The organism is Novosphingobium sp. FW305-C-30-35 (genome assembly GCF_058783135.1).
In genome coordinates, this window is sequence record NZ_JBYSYJ010000001.1 from 1,017,907 (window position 1) to 1,032,056 (window position 14,150).

17 protein-coding genes are annotated in these 14,150 nt (G+C 64.2%); 10 read left to right on the plus strand and 7 right to left on the minus strand.

What is annotated here, in order from left to right; genetic code table 11:
* Window positions 1-54: 54 nt before the first annotated feature.
* Together AC3WLM_RS05045 and AC3WLM_RS05050 are read left to right on the plus strand one after the other, a co-directional pair.
* A complete protein-coding gene (locus AC3WLM_RS05045; protein ID WP_492476767.1) occupies window positions 55-351 on the plus strand; it encodes a nucleotidyltransferase family protein in 297 nt (98 codons plus the stop codon).
* Window positions 351-689 (plus strand): HepT-like ribonuclease domain-containing protein, encoded by a 339-nt coding sequence (locus AC3WLM_RS05050; RefSeq protein WP_492476768.1) that lies wholly within the window; start codon window positions 351-353, stop codon window positions 687-689. The genes AC3WLM_RS05045 and AC3WLM_RS05050 overlap by 1 nt, the downstream gene beginning before the upstream one ends.
* A gap of 13 nt (window positions 690-702) precedes the next feature.
* Here AC3WLM_RS05050 and AC3WLM_RS05055 read toward each other — a convergent pair whose 3' ends face one another.
* Genes AC3WLM_RS05055 through folE form a run of 3 tightly spaced genes read right to left on the minus strand, consistent with a single transcriptional unit; the run spans window position 703 to window position 2,809 of the window.
* Window positions 703-1,179, minus strand: coding sequence for a PaaI family thioesterase (locus AC3WLM_RS05055; RefSeq protein WP_492476769.1), 477 nt, complete (start codon window positions 1,177-1,179; stop codon window positions 703-705).
* A 42-nt stretch (window positions 1,180-1,221) separates the two neighbouring features.
* The gene (locus tag AC3WLM_RS05060) at window positions 1,222-2,196 is read right to left on the minus strand and encodes an NAD(P)/FAD-dependent oxidoreductase (protein WP_492476770.1); all 975 of its coding nucleotides are present in this window, start codon (window positions 2,194-2,196) and stop codon (window positions 1,222-1,224) included.
* Between the two features lie 16 nt (window positions 2,197-2,212).
* Window positions 2,213-2,809: a GTP cyclohydrolase I FolE gene (folE, locus tag AC3WLM_RS05065; protein WP_039337745.1), complete on the minus strand. Its 597-nt coding sequence runs from the start codon at window positions 2,807-2,809 to the stop codon at window positions 2,213-2,215.
* A 171-nt stretch (window positions 2,810-2,980) separates the two neighbouring features.
* On the opposite strand from folE, the gene AC3WLM_RS05070 reads away from it, so the two are divergent.
* Complete coding sequence (locus AC3WLM_RS05070) at window positions 2,981-3,571, plus strand: PAS domain-containing protein (RefSeq protein ID WP_039337698.1); 591 nt, start codon at window positions 2,981-2,983, stop codon at window positions 3,569-3,571.
* 22 nt (window positions 3,572-3,593) lie between these two features.
* Here AC3WLM_RS05070 and AC3WLM_RS05075 read toward each other — a convergent pair whose 3' ends face one another.
* Window positions 3,594-4,562, minus strand: coding sequence for a sensor histidine kinase (locus tag AC3WLM_RS05075; protein ID WP_492476771.1), 969 nt, complete (start codon window positions 4,560-4,562; stop codon window positions 3,594-3,596).
* Window positions 4,563-4,690: 128 nt separating this feature from the next.
* Window positions 4,691-5,071, minus strand: a complete 381-nt coding sequence (locus AC3WLM_RS05080) for a hypothetical protein (protein ID WP_427463824.1) — start codon at window positions 5,069-5,071, stop codon at window positions 4,691-4,693.
* A 178-nt stretch (window positions 5,072-5,249) separates the two neighbouring features.
* Here AC3WLM_RS05080 and AC3WLM_RS05085 point away from each other — a divergent pair, with 178 nt between their 5' ends.
* Entirely contained in the window at window positions 5,250-5,648 is a 399-nt protein-coding gene (locus AC3WLM_RS05085) for a protocatechuate 4,5-dioxygenase subunit alpha (protein ID WP_492476772.1), read from the plus strand.
* Window positions 5,648-6,490: a class III extradiol dioxygenase family protein gene (locus tag AC3WLM_RS05090; RefSeq protein WP_492476773.1), complete on the plus strand. Its 843-nt coding sequence runs from the start codon at window positions 5,648-5,650 to the stop codon at window positions 6,488-6,490. Before AC3WLM_RS05085 ends, AC3WLM_RS05090 begins: the two co-directional genes overlap by 1 nt.
* On the opposite strand, the gene AC3WLM_RS05095 is transcribed toward AC3WLM_RS05090, so the two are convergent.
* The gene (locus tag AC3WLM_RS05095; protein ID WP_492476774.1) at window positions 6,487-6,879 is read right to left on the minus strand and encodes a Rap1a/Tai family immunity protein; all 393 of its coding nucleotides are present in this window, start codon (window positions 6,877-6,879) and stop codon (window positions 6,487-6,489) included. The genes AC3WLM_RS05090 and AC3WLM_RS05095 overlap by 4 nt on opposite strands.
* A gap of 210 nt (window positions 6,880-7,089) precedes the next feature.
* Between AC3WLM_RS05095 and AC3WLM_RS05100 the strand changes: the two genes are divergently transcribed.
* Window positions 7,090-7,512, plus strand: a complete 423-nt coding sequence (locus AC3WLM_RS05100; protein ID WP_492476775.1) for a contact-dependent growth inhibition system immunity protein — start codon at window positions 7,090-7,092, stop codon at window positions 7,510-7,512.
* A gap of 123 nt (window positions 7,513-7,635) precedes the next feature.
* Here AC3WLM_RS05100 and parC read toward each other — a convergent pair whose 3' ends face one another.
* Window positions 7,636-9,921, minus strand: a complete 2,286-nt coding sequence (gene parC, locus AC3WLM_RS05105) for a DNA topoisomerase IV subunit A (protein WP_039337704.1) — start codon at window positions 9,919-9,921, stop codon at window positions 7,636-7,638.
* 119 nt (window positions 9,922-10,040) lie between these two features.
* Between parC and AC3WLM_RS05110 the strand changes: the two genes are divergently transcribed.
* The 4 genes from AC3WLM_RS05110 to AC3WLM_RS05125 all read left to right on the plus strand — a co-directional run bounded on the left by AC3WLM_RS05110 (window position 10,041) and on the right by AC3WLM_RS05125 (window position 14,148).
* Window positions 10,041-10,568, plus strand: coding sequence for a type 1 glutamine amidotransferase domain-containing protein (locus AC3WLM_RS05110; RefSeq protein WP_039337706.1), 528 nt, complete (start codon window positions 10,041-10,043; stop codon window positions 10,566-10,568).
* Between the two features lie 62 nt (window positions 10,569-10,630).
* The gene (locus AC3WLM_RS05115; RefSeq protein ID WP_492476776.1) at window positions 10,631-11,839 is read left to right on the plus strand and encodes a hydrolase; all 1,209 of its coding nucleotides are present in this window, start codon (window positions 10,631-10,633) and stop codon (window positions 11,837-11,839) included.
* Window positions 11,836-12,873, plus strand: a complete 1,038-nt coding sequence (locus AC3WLM_RS05120; RefSeq protein WP_492476777.1) for an arginine N-succinyltransferase — start codon at window positions 11,836-11,838, stop codon at window positions 12,871-12,873. The genes AC3WLM_RS05115 and AC3WLM_RS05120 overlap by 4 nt, the downstream gene beginning before the upstream one ends.
* Window positions 12,874-12,882: 9 nt before the next feature.
* Complete coding sequence (locus AC3WLM_RS05125) at window positions 12,883-14,148, plus strand: N-succinylarginine dihydrolase (RefSeq protein ID WP_492476778.1); 1,266 nt, start codon at window positions 12,883-12,885, stop codon at window positions 14,146-14,148.
* The last annotated feature ends 2 nt before the right edge of the window (window positions 14,149-14,150 follow it).

Below are 14,150 nucleotides of genomic sequence, written 5' to 3' on the forward strand. Positions count from 1 at the left end.
ACGGCGAGGGAATGCCCGATTGCACCGCGAAGTTGTGAAGAGCATATTGTCATCATGGACAAGACAGAAGCGATTGCCAGGTTGAAGCCTCTCGAACGCCGTCTTCGTGCGCGCGGCATCAACGCGCTTTATGTCTTCGGATCGACCGCGCGTGGCGATGCCGGCAAGTCTTCTGACCTTGATCTGCTTTATGAATATGACCCGTCCACCAGATTCAGCCTGTTTGATCAGGCAAGTGTGATGCTTGAATTGTCAAATGAGCTTGGCACATCGATTGACCTCGTTTCACGCAATGGCCTGCGACCACGTGTGCGGGCGCGGATCGAGAATGAAATGGTCCGGGTGTTCTGATGGCGAGCTTGCGTGATACGCTGGACGATCTGGAGTTGCTGATTGCCAAGGCGGAGAAATCTGTCGAAGGCAGGTCTTACGAAGATCTTGTTGCCAATGATGAAGCCTATGATGCTTTGACCTACCGCCTGGCTATGATCGGCGAGACGAGCAAGAAGCTGCCCGAAGAGCTGAAGGAGCGCTATCCGCATCTGCCATGGCGCGAAATGGCCACGTTCCGCAATTTCGCTAGCCACGACTATTTTGGCGTCGATGCTCAACTTGTCTGGCAGGCTGCCATCAGCCTCGAGCCGATCAAGGCGATGATGCGAGCCGAATTGGCAAGGCTCGGCGCCTAACCACGATCCACCCCTAGTGCGAGGTGCGTCGCGCCCGCTTGATCGTGCCGGAAAAGCTCAGCACGGCTTCCTCCTGTCCATCCGCGCCGTTGCGCAGGATCGTGCCGCGGGCAAAGACCAGGCTGCCCCCTGCGCGCACGCATTCTCCGCGCGCGGTCAGCATCTCGCCCGCCTGTGCGCCGCTGACGAATTCGCAGTTCATCGTCACGGTCACGCCACTCACTTCGTCGCCGTTCGAGGCAGCGACCATGAACAGCGAGAAGTCGGCGAAGGTCATCAGCGATCCGCCATGGACGATGCCATGGCCATTGAGGTTCTTGGCTTCGGGAATGAACCCGGTGACGATGCCGCGCTCGTCGCGCTTCACGAAGAACGGACCGGTGCCGTCCTCGAACGGGTCCTTGCCCGACCATTTCCACCAGCCGGCCCAGGGACCGTCGTTGACCTGTTCGAAATTGCCCCTGATCGGCGAAGTCTCTGACGTGCTCATGGCCGCCTTCATAAGCGGACGTTTGAAGGGCTGTCGATAGGGTCAGGCCACTTCCTCGCGTTCGCGGGCCATCATGCGGGTTGCCAGGGTCCTTCCCGATATCCACGCATTCTCAACGCGCGGACCCAGCAGCCAGTCACCGCATACGCCGATTTTCGACTGTGCGCTCCACAGCGCGCCGAGGTTGCTGCCGGTCGACATCGCATAGCGCCAGCGATGGGCCGAGGCCGTGACCGGTTCCGGAAGGGTTTCCTCCAGCGCCTCGCCCAGAGCGGCAAGCAGGGCTGCCGTGACCTGCTCCACCGTGTCCTCGATGTGCTGGGTCGACCAGTGGGGGCTGGCCTGCACCACCCATGTTTCCGGGCCTTTGCGCCCCGGCTTGGCACCATTGCGCGCGGCCCAGCTTATGAGGCCCGCCTCGCGTACCGTGTCCTGTCGGCCCGGCAGCCGCTCGGCAAAGGCGAACATGCCGGTCCAGCACGGTTGCGACCGGGCGGCGAGCGCGGTTGCCGCCAGCGAAAGATCGTGCAGCGCCACGATGGCAGATGCCTGCTCGGGCGGGAGGGATACGACAACGGCGTCGAACGGCCCGGCCTGCAGCCGCTCTCCCGCAGCGGTCTCGCCGGTCAGGAACCACCGATCATCGCGGCGGACAAGGCCGCGCACGTGCCAGCCGAACGTCACGTCGTGCTGGTCGGCCATGTCCTTGATGACGGCGTTCATCGTCGGCACTCCGACCCACGCGCCGGTTCCGGCGGCAGGCCAGGGCGCAGCAACGCCGCTGGCCGACCAGCGCGCGACTTGCGCCATGAACGCCGGATCGCGGACGGTGAAGTATTGCGCGCCATGGTCGAAATGGGCATCGCCCAGCGGCGTGGTCATGCGGCGCGTCGACATGCGCCCGCCGGGGCCGCGCCCCTTGTCGTAAAGCGCTACGGTATGGCCCGAGCGAACGAGCTGGGAAGCGCAGGAAAGACCGGACATTCCTGCGCCAACAATGGCAACATGCATCTTCATCGGTGTTTTCGCGGGCTCAACCACGTCCCATCAACGCCAGGACTTCCTTGCGGCTGCTGGCATCGTCGAGGAAGCAACCGAGCATCCGGCTCGTCACCATCCCCACGCCATGCGTCCTGACCCCCCGTCCTGTCATGCAGCCGTGCTGCGCCTCGATCACCACCGCGACCCCTTGCGGCTGGAGATTGTCCCAGATGCACTTGGCGACTTCCGCCGTCAGCCGCTCCTGCACCTGCAACCGGCTGGCATAGCCGTGAAGCACGCGCGCCAGCTTGGAAATGCCGACCACGCGGTCCTTAGGCAGGTAGGCAATCGAGGCGGTGCCGATGATCGGCGCCATGTGATGTTCGCAATGGCTCTGGAACGGGATGTCGCGCAGAAGCACGACTTCGTCGTAGCCGCCCACTTCCTCGAAGGTGCGCGAAAGGTGCAGGCCCGGGTCCTCGGCATAGCCGCGGCAATATTCGCGCCAGGCCCGTGCCACACGCTTGGGCGTATCGAGCAGGCCCTCGCGCTCGGGTTCGTCGCCCGACCAGCGGATCAGCGTGCGGATCGCTTCCTCGACCTCGGCGGGAACGACGATCTTGCCGTCCTCGCCGATGACGTCTGCCATGCCCGATGAGGCGGCGAGGGAGGGTGACAGGACGTTCATCGGCAAAGGCTCCGATCCGGCACGAAAAAAGGTTGCGGAATGATGTCCGGATGCGCCCCGGCCCTGTCAGGAACAACACGGACCAAAGGGCACGGGCTGGAAATGCGCGGAAAGGCGCGTATATCTGTCCGCATGTCCATAGCCGAGATGATCGCCTCCAGCCCGACGGCCGCCGTCATCAGCAATCCGCGTTTGCCGGACAACCCGATCATTGCCTGCAATGACGCGTTCGTCGAACTGACCGGATACCCGCGAGAGGAGATCATCGGCCGCAACTGCCGCTTCCTCCGCGGGCCGACGACGGAGGACGACAAGGCGAGGGTCCTGCGTGAAGGCATTCACCGCAAGCAACCGGTGATGGTCGAAATCATCAACTACAAGAAGGACGGCACCCGCTTCCGCAACGCGGTGATGGTCGCGCCGATCTTCGATGCCGAAGGCGAAGTCGAATACTTCCTCGGCAGCCAAGTCGAATTGCCCGAGGAACAGGGCGCAGCCAACGACGTGCGCCGCAATGGCGCTGCCGAACGCGTCGAACGCCTCAGCCGCCGCCAGAAGGAAATCCTTGTGCTCATGGCGGCCGGAAAGCTCAACAAGCAGATCGCCTACGAACTGGGCCTTAGCGAACGCACCGTGAAGATGCACCGCTCCGCCGTGCTCAAGGGGCTGGACGTGAAGACCAGCGCCGATGCCATCCGCGTGGCGATCGAAGCCGGGTTCTGACGCCCGTCAGCGGTTCAGGAGCTCAGCGCTCTAGCGGCCGCACGCCCTCGATGCGCATTTCGCACCACACGCCAGCCGGATCGAAGTTCAACTCCAGTCCTTCGATCCCCGGCTGCGGCACCAGCAACCGCGAACCTATGCCCGGGCGCTCGGGGCTGATAACGCGCGGGCCGCCTTTCTCCGCCCACAAGATATAGAGCGTTGAACCCGACGGGCCGATGAACCAGCTCAGCTCCACATGGCCCCGCTCGCCCGACAGTGCGCCGTACTTTACCGCATTGGTGCACAACTCGTGCAAAGCCATGATCAGCGGAATGCAGCTTCCAGCCGGCAGCACGCACGGTTCTCCCGTCATGCGAATGCGGTCGTCGTGTTCGAACGGGGCGACGGTGTCGCGCACGAGTTGCGGAAGCCGTCCTTCCGCCTCTGCGCCGATCTGCAAGAGATCGCTCGCAGCGGCAAGCCCTTCGATCCGCAGACTGAATTCCTTGTAGAAATCCATCGCCGATGCCGCCTTGGGCCCGCGCGAGGCGAGCGCCTGGATCAGCGTCAGCATGTTGCGCACGCGGTGGCGCAGCTCGCGATTGTAGCGCTCCTGCTCGGCATTGACGACCGCGATCCGCCGCATCGCCCCGCGCAGAATGTTGCCGATCAGGACTGTCAGCCCTCCGGATAACACGAACAGCGCGAAGATCAGGCTGCGCACGACGCTCACTTGCGAGAACCAGGGCTCGCCCCCGAAAAGCCGCTGTGCCAGCAGGGAAGCAACCACCAGGTAGGTCAGGGCGTAGCGCAGTTCGAGTGCCAGCGACGCAATCAACAAGGCGGGCCAATAGGTTACGAACGGCCGCCCGAGCGCGCCCATGTCGAGCGAAGCGCGCAATATCGTGGGCACGACAAGCAGCACCGCAATCCACGCCAGCGATTCCGCAGGCGACCGCACATGGCCAACCAGCGCCCGCACGATTCGTGCCTGACGTGTCTCGCCCACTGCCACGCTCCACCCCCAATTTGCCTGCGACCGGCATGTGCCACGGATTGGTCCGCTATGGACCTCGGTAATCTCCGGCGCGTGCCAAGTCCAAGGAATTTGCTGATTTTGCCGCCAGTTCGGGAGCGTTAACCAACAGTCGCGAGCGCCTCGAAGTCCACCTTGAGCGGCGTTGCCAGCCGCAGCACGTCCGCCAGCGCGATAACTTCGGCCACCGCTGCGGCTTCCGCCACGGTCAGGCCCGAGAAGTCCGGTAGGAACGCGCGGCACGTCTGCAGCAGGTTGGCCGGAGAGCGCTCCAGCTCGGAACGGTAGGCTTCCAGCGAGTGGCAACCGTCGATCTCGCTCCACGCGATGCCGCTGGGCGAGGGACGCTCGTGATAGCTCCACAGCGCCTGGATTGCCCGCTCGACCGCCATCTGCGCCTGCCCGACCACGGCCGCTCCCGAGGCTCGAGCCTTGAGGCGTTGGCGGTAGCGGCGTTGGCGTTCAGCGTTGGAAAGAGGCATGGCTTTGATTCTACGCGTTAACCCAATTTGATCCTACTCCGTTACGTTACTTATCCAGTCCGCAACGGACTTTGACCTGCATCAAGGCCGAGATTGTATGTGTTGCATATGATCTTGGCAGGCGCCGCATCGAAGGCCTGTTCGATTCGGCGACAAGATCGCTTGGGAGACCAGATGCATGGAACACCATCAGACCCCGTCCGCCACCGCCCGCGAACAGGCCTTGCGCCGTGCCATCCCCCTGTTCGACGGCGCCCCGGCCTCGCGCGGCTATGAACTCAATGCCATGTGCTTTTCGTTCAACGAGAAAGCCAACCGCGATGCCTTCCTTGCCGATGAGGAAGCCTATTGCGCCCGCTTCAACCTGACGCCGCAACAGCGCAAGGCCGTTGCCGAGCGCGACGTGCTGGCCATGCTCGAGGCCGGCGGCAACGTCTATTACCTTGCCAAGCTTGCCGGCATCTTCGGCCTTGGCGTGCAGGACCTCGGCGCCCTCCAGACCGGCATGTCCGTCGACCAGTTCAAGGCCATGCTCGTCGAATGGGCAGCCAAGATCCCCACCAAGGAGAATGCATGATGGCACAGGTCATCGGCGGCTATTTCACCAGCCACGTCCCCGGCATTGGCGGCGCGATCATGCGCGGCGATCAGGACACGCCCTACTGGAAGCCGTTCTTCCAGGGCTTCCCACCGATCCGCGAATGGCTTGCGCAAGCAAAGCCAGACGTCGCCGTGGTCTTCTCCAACGATCATGGCCTGAACTTCTTCCTCGACAAGATGCCGACCTTCGCGGTTGGCGCAGCGCCTTCGTACGACAACGCCGACGAAGGCTGGGGCCTGCCGGTCTACAAGAGCTTCGAGGGCCACCCGGCGCTTTCGTGGCACCTGATCGACAGCCTGGTGCGCGACGAGTTCGACATCACCACCTGCCAGAAGATGCTGGTCGACCACGCCGTGTCGATTCCGTTCGAGCTGGCCTGGCCCGGTGTCGAAAGCTGGCCGATCAAGCTCGTGCCGATTTCGATCAACACCGTGCAGTACCCGCTGCCCAGCCCGAAGCGCTGCCTTGCGCTGGGCCGTGCGGTCCACCGCGCCCTGCAATCGTGGGGCGGGGACGAGCGCGTGCTGATCTGTGGCACCGGCGGGCTTTCACACCAGCTCGACGGTCCGCGCGCCGGGTTCATGAACCCGGACTACGACCTGTTCTGCCTGGATAACCTCGCCAGCACCCCGGATGCACTGACCGGCCACACTGCCGAGGAAGTGGCCGAGCTTGCCGGCACGCAAGGTGTCGAGATCCTCAACTGGATCGCTGCCCGCGGCGCCATGGGCGATCAGGGGATGACCGAAGTCAGCCGCAACTACCACATCCCGATCAGCAATACTGCTGCTGCCAGCCTGCTGCTGGCACCGGCTTAGCCCCTGCGGCGGGGCTTGCGCGTGGTCTTCGCCGGAGCCTTGCGCTTCGGCGGAGGCGCGACCTTTGGCTGAATGTCGGGCCAGGCATCGACGATCGCCGCCTTCACCACCGTGCGTCCCTGCAGCGTCTGCGCCTCGTCATGGCTGGCGAGATAGGCTGCCACCACGTCGCGCACCTGCCCCGCACTGACGTCGTCCGGCACCTTGGGCGGGCGCTCCATGCTGCGGAACCCGTCGAGCACGCCGATCACGTAGGACAGGCACATGGCCCTGTCGACCGGCGCCTTGGCCGAGCACGCCTCATGCAACTGCGCGCCGCTCATCCACTCGGCGCGGGCAGGTGTGGCGAGCGTTGCGACAGTGGCAAGGACGAGAAGGTAGCGGATCAAGGTCAGGCAGCTCCACGGCAATCACCCCGCCAGAACCCATGCGATGGTGTTTTGATCCGGTGCGCCGGTGGAGCTTTCTGATCCTTCCCATTTGCCACTGCGGTGAAAACGGGAAGGATCAGCAGCAGCTATCGTCCCATCGCCTTGATAAGCTGCCGTTCCGGACACGACGCCTTTGCGGTCGTCGCGCTTGATCCGTATCGAGGTGCAATGAAGCGAAAATATACCGATTTCGACAAGTCGCTCGAAGAACTCACCGGCTTGATCGAAGGTGATCCTGCTGATGCGCCTACGCCACTGGTCGAGTGGATCAGGCGGTCTTGGAAGAAGCCCCTATCCAGCCTGACTGATGAAGAGATTGGTCGCCTTATCGTGCAGCGCTATGGCCTTCCCTACATCCTTTATCTCGTTTGGGTAAAGCTACGACGCGATCCCCTTTTCGAGGGAGGCTACTATCCAGGAGATGTGCTCTCAAACCTGATCCGATGGGAGAAAGAGAACTGGAAGGATAGACCAGAATACGAGGCGGAGCTGAAAAGCCTTTACGAGCGGGCAATTCAGCGACCGACCGAGGAAAAGGACAGCTTTCTTGAAAGCTTAGGTCTTCCTATCAATGACAGCTTCTCAAATTGACCACACGGCAGCAAACCACCCAATTCCGGCCACTTGAGTCCAAGGTCGATAGCACCAAAATCCGCCGTCAGCGGGTGGTCCCCTCCCCGGTTGTGCTTGGCAAAGACGGGGAGGATCTTGGGATCAGAACTTGTTGTCGCGGGGGAAGCCGTTGGGGGGCAGGCGGCCTGCGGCGCCGCGGGCGACCTTCCACGGCAGGAGGTCCTTCTCGACGCGGGTGCGGCCGCTCTCGCCGCCCATCGTCCATGACAGGCCGTCCTCCAGCTTCAGCGTGATCACGTCCGACATCTCGCCGTCCTTGTAGCGCTGCAGGGTCACGCCCTGCCCCTTGGCGAGGAGCGGCACTTCGGACAGGGCGAAGATCACCAGCTTGCGGTTTTCGCCGATCACCGCGACATGATCGTGCTCGGGCGCGATCTCGCGCACCACGGCCAGCTTCACGCCGGGCTTTGTGGAAACGACGCCGCGACCTTTTCGGGTTTCGGCGAGCAGTTCGTCCATCTCGGCGGCGAAGCCCCGGCCAGTGTTGGCGGCGAGCAGAAGCTGCCCCTTGGGCTTGTAGACGGTGACGCTGACGATCTGCGCTTCCGGGTCGATATCGACCATGGTGCGGATCGGTTCGCCGAAGCCGCGCGCGCCGGGGAGCTTGTCGGCCCCCACGGTGTAGAAGCGGCCGTTGTCGACCGCGACCAGCAGCTTGTCGGTGGTCTGGCAGTGGAAGGCGAAGGCGGGGCCATCGCCTTCCTTGAACTTGAAGTCGCCATCCAGCGGCACGTGGCCCTTGGCCGCGCGGATCCAGCCCCTGGCGGAGAGGATCACCGTGACCGGCTCCTTCTCGATCATCGCGTCCATGCTGAATTCGCGCGTCGGCGCGGCTTCGGCGATGGTGGTGCGGCGGCGGCCGAGCGGGGTGTCCTCGGCGTAGTCCTTGCGCAGGGCGCCCAAGTCACGCTTGAGGCGGGTGCGCTGGCGGGCCGGGCTGTCGAGCAGCTTCTGCAGCTCCTCCTGCTCGGCCAGCAGCTCGTCACGCTCCTTGCGCAGCTCCATTTCCTCGAGCTTGCGGAGCGAGCGCAGGCGCATGTTGAGGATGGCTTCGGCCTGGCGGTCAGTCAGTTCGAACTCGGCCATCATCACCGGCTTGGGTTCATCCTCGGTGCGGATGATCTCGATGATCCGGTCGAGGTTGAGGTAGGCGATGATATAGCCGCCGAGCAGTTCCAGGCGGCTCGCGATCTTGTCCAGGCGGTGCTGCGAGCGGCGCAGCAGGATGTCGATCTGGCTGATCACCCATTCCTGCAGCACCAGCTTGAGACCCAGAACCCCCGGCGTGCGGTGCGAATCTAGCACGTTGAGGTTGAGGCCGAAGCGGTTTTCGAGATCGGTCAGCTTGTAGAGCGATTCCTTGAGCAGTTCGGGATCGACGTTGCGGCTCTTCGGGATCAGGACGAGGCGGATCTGCTCGTCGGATTCGTCGCGGATATCCTCGAGGATCGGCAGCTTCTTGTCGGCAATGAGCTGGGCGATCTGTTCGATCAGCTTGCTCTTCTGCACCATGTAGGGGATTTCGGAGACGACCAGCTGCCACTGCCCGCCGCCCAGTTTTTCGACGCCGGTTTCTTCCCAGTTTCCCGCCTCGTCACGGCCCGTGGAAAAGCGCCCGCGCACGCGGATCGCGCCGCGCCCGGTTTCATAGGCGTGGGAGATGACGGCGGGACTATCGACGATGACGCCGCCGGTCGGCAGGTCCGGTCCGTGGAACACTTCCATCAGCTGGCTGTGTTCGGCGTGGGGATTGTCGATCAGCAGCAATGCGGCGTCGATGATCTCGGCGACATTGTGGCTGGGGATGTTGGTCGCCATGCCCACGGCGATGCCGCTGGAGCCGTTGGCGAGCAGATTGGGGAACAGGCCGGGGAAGATTTCCGGCTCCTCGTCCTCACCGTTGTAGGTGGGGACGAAATTGACGGTGCCTTCGTCAAGCCCGGCCATCAGCTGCATCGCCGTGCGCGTCAGGCGAGCTTCGGTGTAGCGGTAGGCGGCGGCATTATCGCCATCGACGTTGCCGAAGTTGCCCTGCCCCTCGACCAGCGGATAGCGCAGCGACCAGTCCTGCGCGAGGCGGACCATGGCATCGTAGACCGAGGCATCGCCATGGGGGTGATACTTGCCGATCACATCGCCCACCACGCGCGCCGACTTCTTGAAGGCGTCGGTGGGGTTGAGCTTCAGCTGGCGCATCGCCCAGAGCAGGCGGCGGTGGACCGGCTTCAGTCCATCGCGCAGATCGGGGAGCGAACGCGCGGTGATCGTGGAGAGCGCGTAGACGAGGTAGCGCTCCGACAGTGCGGAATCGAACGGGGCATCGACGATTGCGTCGAAAGGATCGGGCTCGGTCGTGTCTGTCGCCATGGTTGGAACGCCTTAGCAACACGTCCGCCCGTGCGGAAGTCACGGAACAACCGCAGTCCCCGGCAATTCTTGGGGGGAACGGGCAAATGCCGCCCCGAATTCCCCCAAAGGAGATTTTCATGAGCAAGCGCGTGCTGATCGTCGCGACCGACGGATTCGAACAGTCGGAACTCGAAGGCCCCAAGAAGGCGTTGGAAGACGCCGGAATCGAAACCGTGGTTGCCAGCCTCAAGGCAGGTTCGATCACCGGCTGGAAGGACAAGAACTGGGGCGATGCCGTCGCGGTCAACATCACGCTCGATGAAGTGGACGCCAACGAATACGACGCGCTGCTGCTTCCCGGCGGCCAGATGAACCCGGACATCCTGCGCATGGACGACCGCGCGGTCGACATCGTCAATGAGTTCGACGATCTCGACAAGCCGATCGCCGCAATCTGCCACGGCCCTTGGCTTCTCGTGGAGGCTGACATCGTCGACGGCCGCACCGTCACCGGGTGGCCCTCGATCATGACCGACCTTGCCAACGCCGGTGCCGACGTCGTGGACGAGGAAGTCGCCGTGGACGGCAATCTGATCACCAGCCGCAAGCCTGACGACATTCCCGCGTTCTCGAAGGCGCTGATCGAGATGCTGGCTGACGACTGATACCACTTCTGGCGGTTTCCGGGGGTTCACCCCGCCCTCGGGAACCGCTAGGGTCGTATCAGATGAAACAGCTTGATCACACAGAACACAAACTGATCGAGGGGATGGATGCCGCCGCCATGCTGGCGCAGGTGGAGGCATGGTGCACGGTCAATACCGGCACCGGCAACCTTCCGGGGCTCGAAGCGCAGTGGAATCTGCTGGCCGACGCCTTCGCCGCATTGCCCGGAGACATTCGCAAGGTCGAGCCGGCCCCGGTCACCGCGATGGCCGCCGACGGGCACGAGGTGCAGACAGCAAACGGCGCGCATTTCGTGCTGTCGGTCAGGCCGGAGGCGCAGCGGCGCTATCTGCTGACCGGCCACATGGACACGGTGTTCCCCCCTGCCCATCCTTTCCAGACCCTGCGCTGGCTCGACGCGGAAACGCTGAATGGCCCGGGCGTTGCCGACATGAAGGGCGGCATCGCGGTGATCCTCGCTGCGCTCAAGGCATTCGAGCAGAGCCCTGCTGCGGCCGGGGTTGGCTATGACGTGATGATCAATTCGGACGAGGAGACCGGCAGCCTGTCTTCCGCCCCGCTGATCGCGCAGCTGGCACAAGGCAAGGCGGCGGCGCTGACCTACGAACCGTCCGCCCTGCCAGATGGCACGCTGGCTGGAGAGCGTCCGGGAAGCGGGAACTACAGCGCTGTGATCAAGGGCCGATCGGCCCACGCCGGGCGCAATCCGCAGGACGGACGCAACGCGGTGATCGCGGCGGCCGACATGGCGCTGAAGCTGAAGGGTCTGGAGCGTCCCGGCCTCTCCATCAACCCTGCCAGGATCGATGGCGGGAGCGCCAACAACGTCGTGCCCGACCATGCGATCCTGCGCTTCAATGTCCGGCCTCGGCTGCCGGGAGTTGCCGTGGAGTTCACCGAGAGTCTGCGAGAGTTGGTGCAGAGTCTCGAAGCGTTGCACGAGGTTGCAATCCACCTCCATGGCGGGGTGTCACGGCCACCCAAGCCGCTGACCCAAGAGGCCGAGGCGCTGTTCGGACTGGTGCGCGAGTGCGGCGAATCTCTTGGCCAGACGATCCGTTGGCAGGCCTCGGGCGGGGTCTGCGACGGTAACAACATTGCCGCCTGCGGCGTGCCGGTGGTCGATACCATGGGCGTGCGCGGCGGGGCGATCCATTCCGATCAGGAGTACCTGATCGCGCCATCGCTGGCTGAGCGCGCCGCCTTGTCCGCGCTCGTCCTGCATCGACTTTCCGGGGGAAATCCATGACATTCCGCATCCGCGCCGCGCGCGCGAACGATCTCCAACCGCTCTACGAGATGGCCAAGCTGACCGGCGGCGGCTTCACCAACCTGCCACCCGACCGCAAGGCCCTGACGGCGAAGCTGGCGCGGGCGTCGGAAGCCTATGGCAATAGCGAGGAGGGCGATCCGAATAATCCGAAGGACGAGCTGTTCGTCCTGGTTCTGGAGGATACGACCACCGGCGAAGTGCGCGGCACGGCGCAGATCTTCACCTCGGTGGGGCGCCAATGGCCGTTCTATTCCTATCGCATGGCCACGCTGACCCAGCATTCGAAAGAGCTGAACCGCACCTTCCGCGCCGAGATGCTCAACCTTGTCACCGACCTTGAAGGATCGAGCGAAGTGGGCGGGCTGTTCCTGCATCCTTCCGAACGCGCAGGCGGGCTTGGCATGCTGCTCGCGCGCAGCCGCTATCTGTTCATCGCGATGCACCGGAAGCGCTTTGGCGACAAGATTCTGGCGGAGCTGCGCGGGGTGATCGACGAACGCGGCGGATCGCCGTTCTGGGACGGCGTGGCCGGTCGCTTCTTCGGCATGAGCTTTCAGGAAGCAGACTATTTCAACGCGATCAACGGCAATCAGTTCATTGCCGACCTGATGCCCAAGCATCCGGTCTATATCGCCATGCTGCCCGAGACCGCGCGCTCTGCCATCGGCCTGCCCCACCCTTCGGGCCGCGCCGCGATGCGGATGCTAGAAGAGGAAGGCTTTGCCTACGAAGGCTACGTCGACATCTTCGATGGCGGCCCGACGATGACCGCGCGGACCGACCGCGTGCGCTCGATCTGCGAGGCGAAAGAGGTGCCTGTGGCGCACATCCGCGCGCCCGAGGGTAGCGGCAACGTGACCAAGGCTCTGGTGGCGACGGGCAAGCTGGCCGAATACCGCTGCACTTTCGCCGAGATAGCCGAGGCGGACGATGGCCTGACGCTCGACCCCGTAGCCGCCACCGCTCTCAGCGTAAGCGTGGGTGACATGGTCTGGTTTGTCGGTCGCTAAGGAAAAGACATGCCTCTGATTGAAATCAACTTCGACGGTCTGGTCGGACCGAGCCACAATTATGCCGGCCTCAGCCTTGGCAACCTGGCCTCGGCCAGCAACGCGGGCGAGGTGTCCTACCCGCGCGCGGCAGCGCTTCAGGGCTTAAGCAAGATGCGGCACAATCTGGGCCTCGGGCTGGCCCAAGGGCTGTTCATGCCCCTGCCCCGCCCCAACCCGGTCCTGCTCGGCGCGCTTGGGCTTGAAAGCATCGACGAAAGCGATGCGGCGCAGCGGCGGTTGCGGGCGGCGGCGTGGTCTGCGTCATCAATGTGGACGGCCAATGCGGCGACGGTGAGCCCCGCCCCTGACACCGCGGACGGGCGCTGCCACCTGACTGCGGCGAATCTGGTGACGATGCCCCACCGCTCGCAGGAATGGCCCGATACGGTGCGCCAGTTGCGCCTCGCCTTTGCCGACAGCACCGCCTTTGCCGTGCACGATGCGGTGCCGCCGTGCTTCGGCGACGAGGGCGCGGCAAACCACATGCGCATGTGCGCGAGCCACGATGCGCCGGGGATCGAGATCTTCGTCTACGGGACGACTGGCGGCGCCTTCCCCGCACGCCAGCACGAGCAGGCGAGCCGGGCCGTGGCACGGCTGCATGGCCTCGATCCCGAGCGCTGCCTGTTCGTGGAACAGGCGAGCGAGGCGATTGCGGCAGGCGCGTTCCACAACGACGTGGTGGCCGTGGCCAACGAGCGGGTGCTGTTCACGCACGAACAGGCCTTTGCTGACCCCGAAGGCACTTATGCCGCGATCCGCGAGAAGTTGCCCGAGGCCGAGATCGTGGTGGTGCCGGCCAGCGTGGTGAGCCTTGGCGATGCGATCAGGAGCTACCTGTTCAACGCGCAGTTGCTGACGCTTCCGGGGGGCGAGATGGGCCTGGTGATCCCGCTCGAGGCGTGGGAGACGCCATCGGTGCGCGGCTGGCTGGAGGGGCACGTTGCCTCGAACGGTCCTATCCGCAAGGTGCTGCCCGTGGACGTGCGCCAGTCGATGGCCAACGGCGGCGGACCTGCCTGTCTGCGCCTGCGGGTTGTCGCCGATCCTGCCACTGTCGACCCGCGCTTTTTGCTGGACGAGGCAAAGATCGCGCGGATCGAGAGGGTGGTGGAGGCGCACTGGCCCGAGCAGATCGATCCTGCTGATCTGGGGGCGGAATCCCTGGGCCGCGCAGTGGTCAGCGCCCGGCAGGCACTGCTCGAATTGCTGGAGGTGCAGGAACTGGCCTGAGC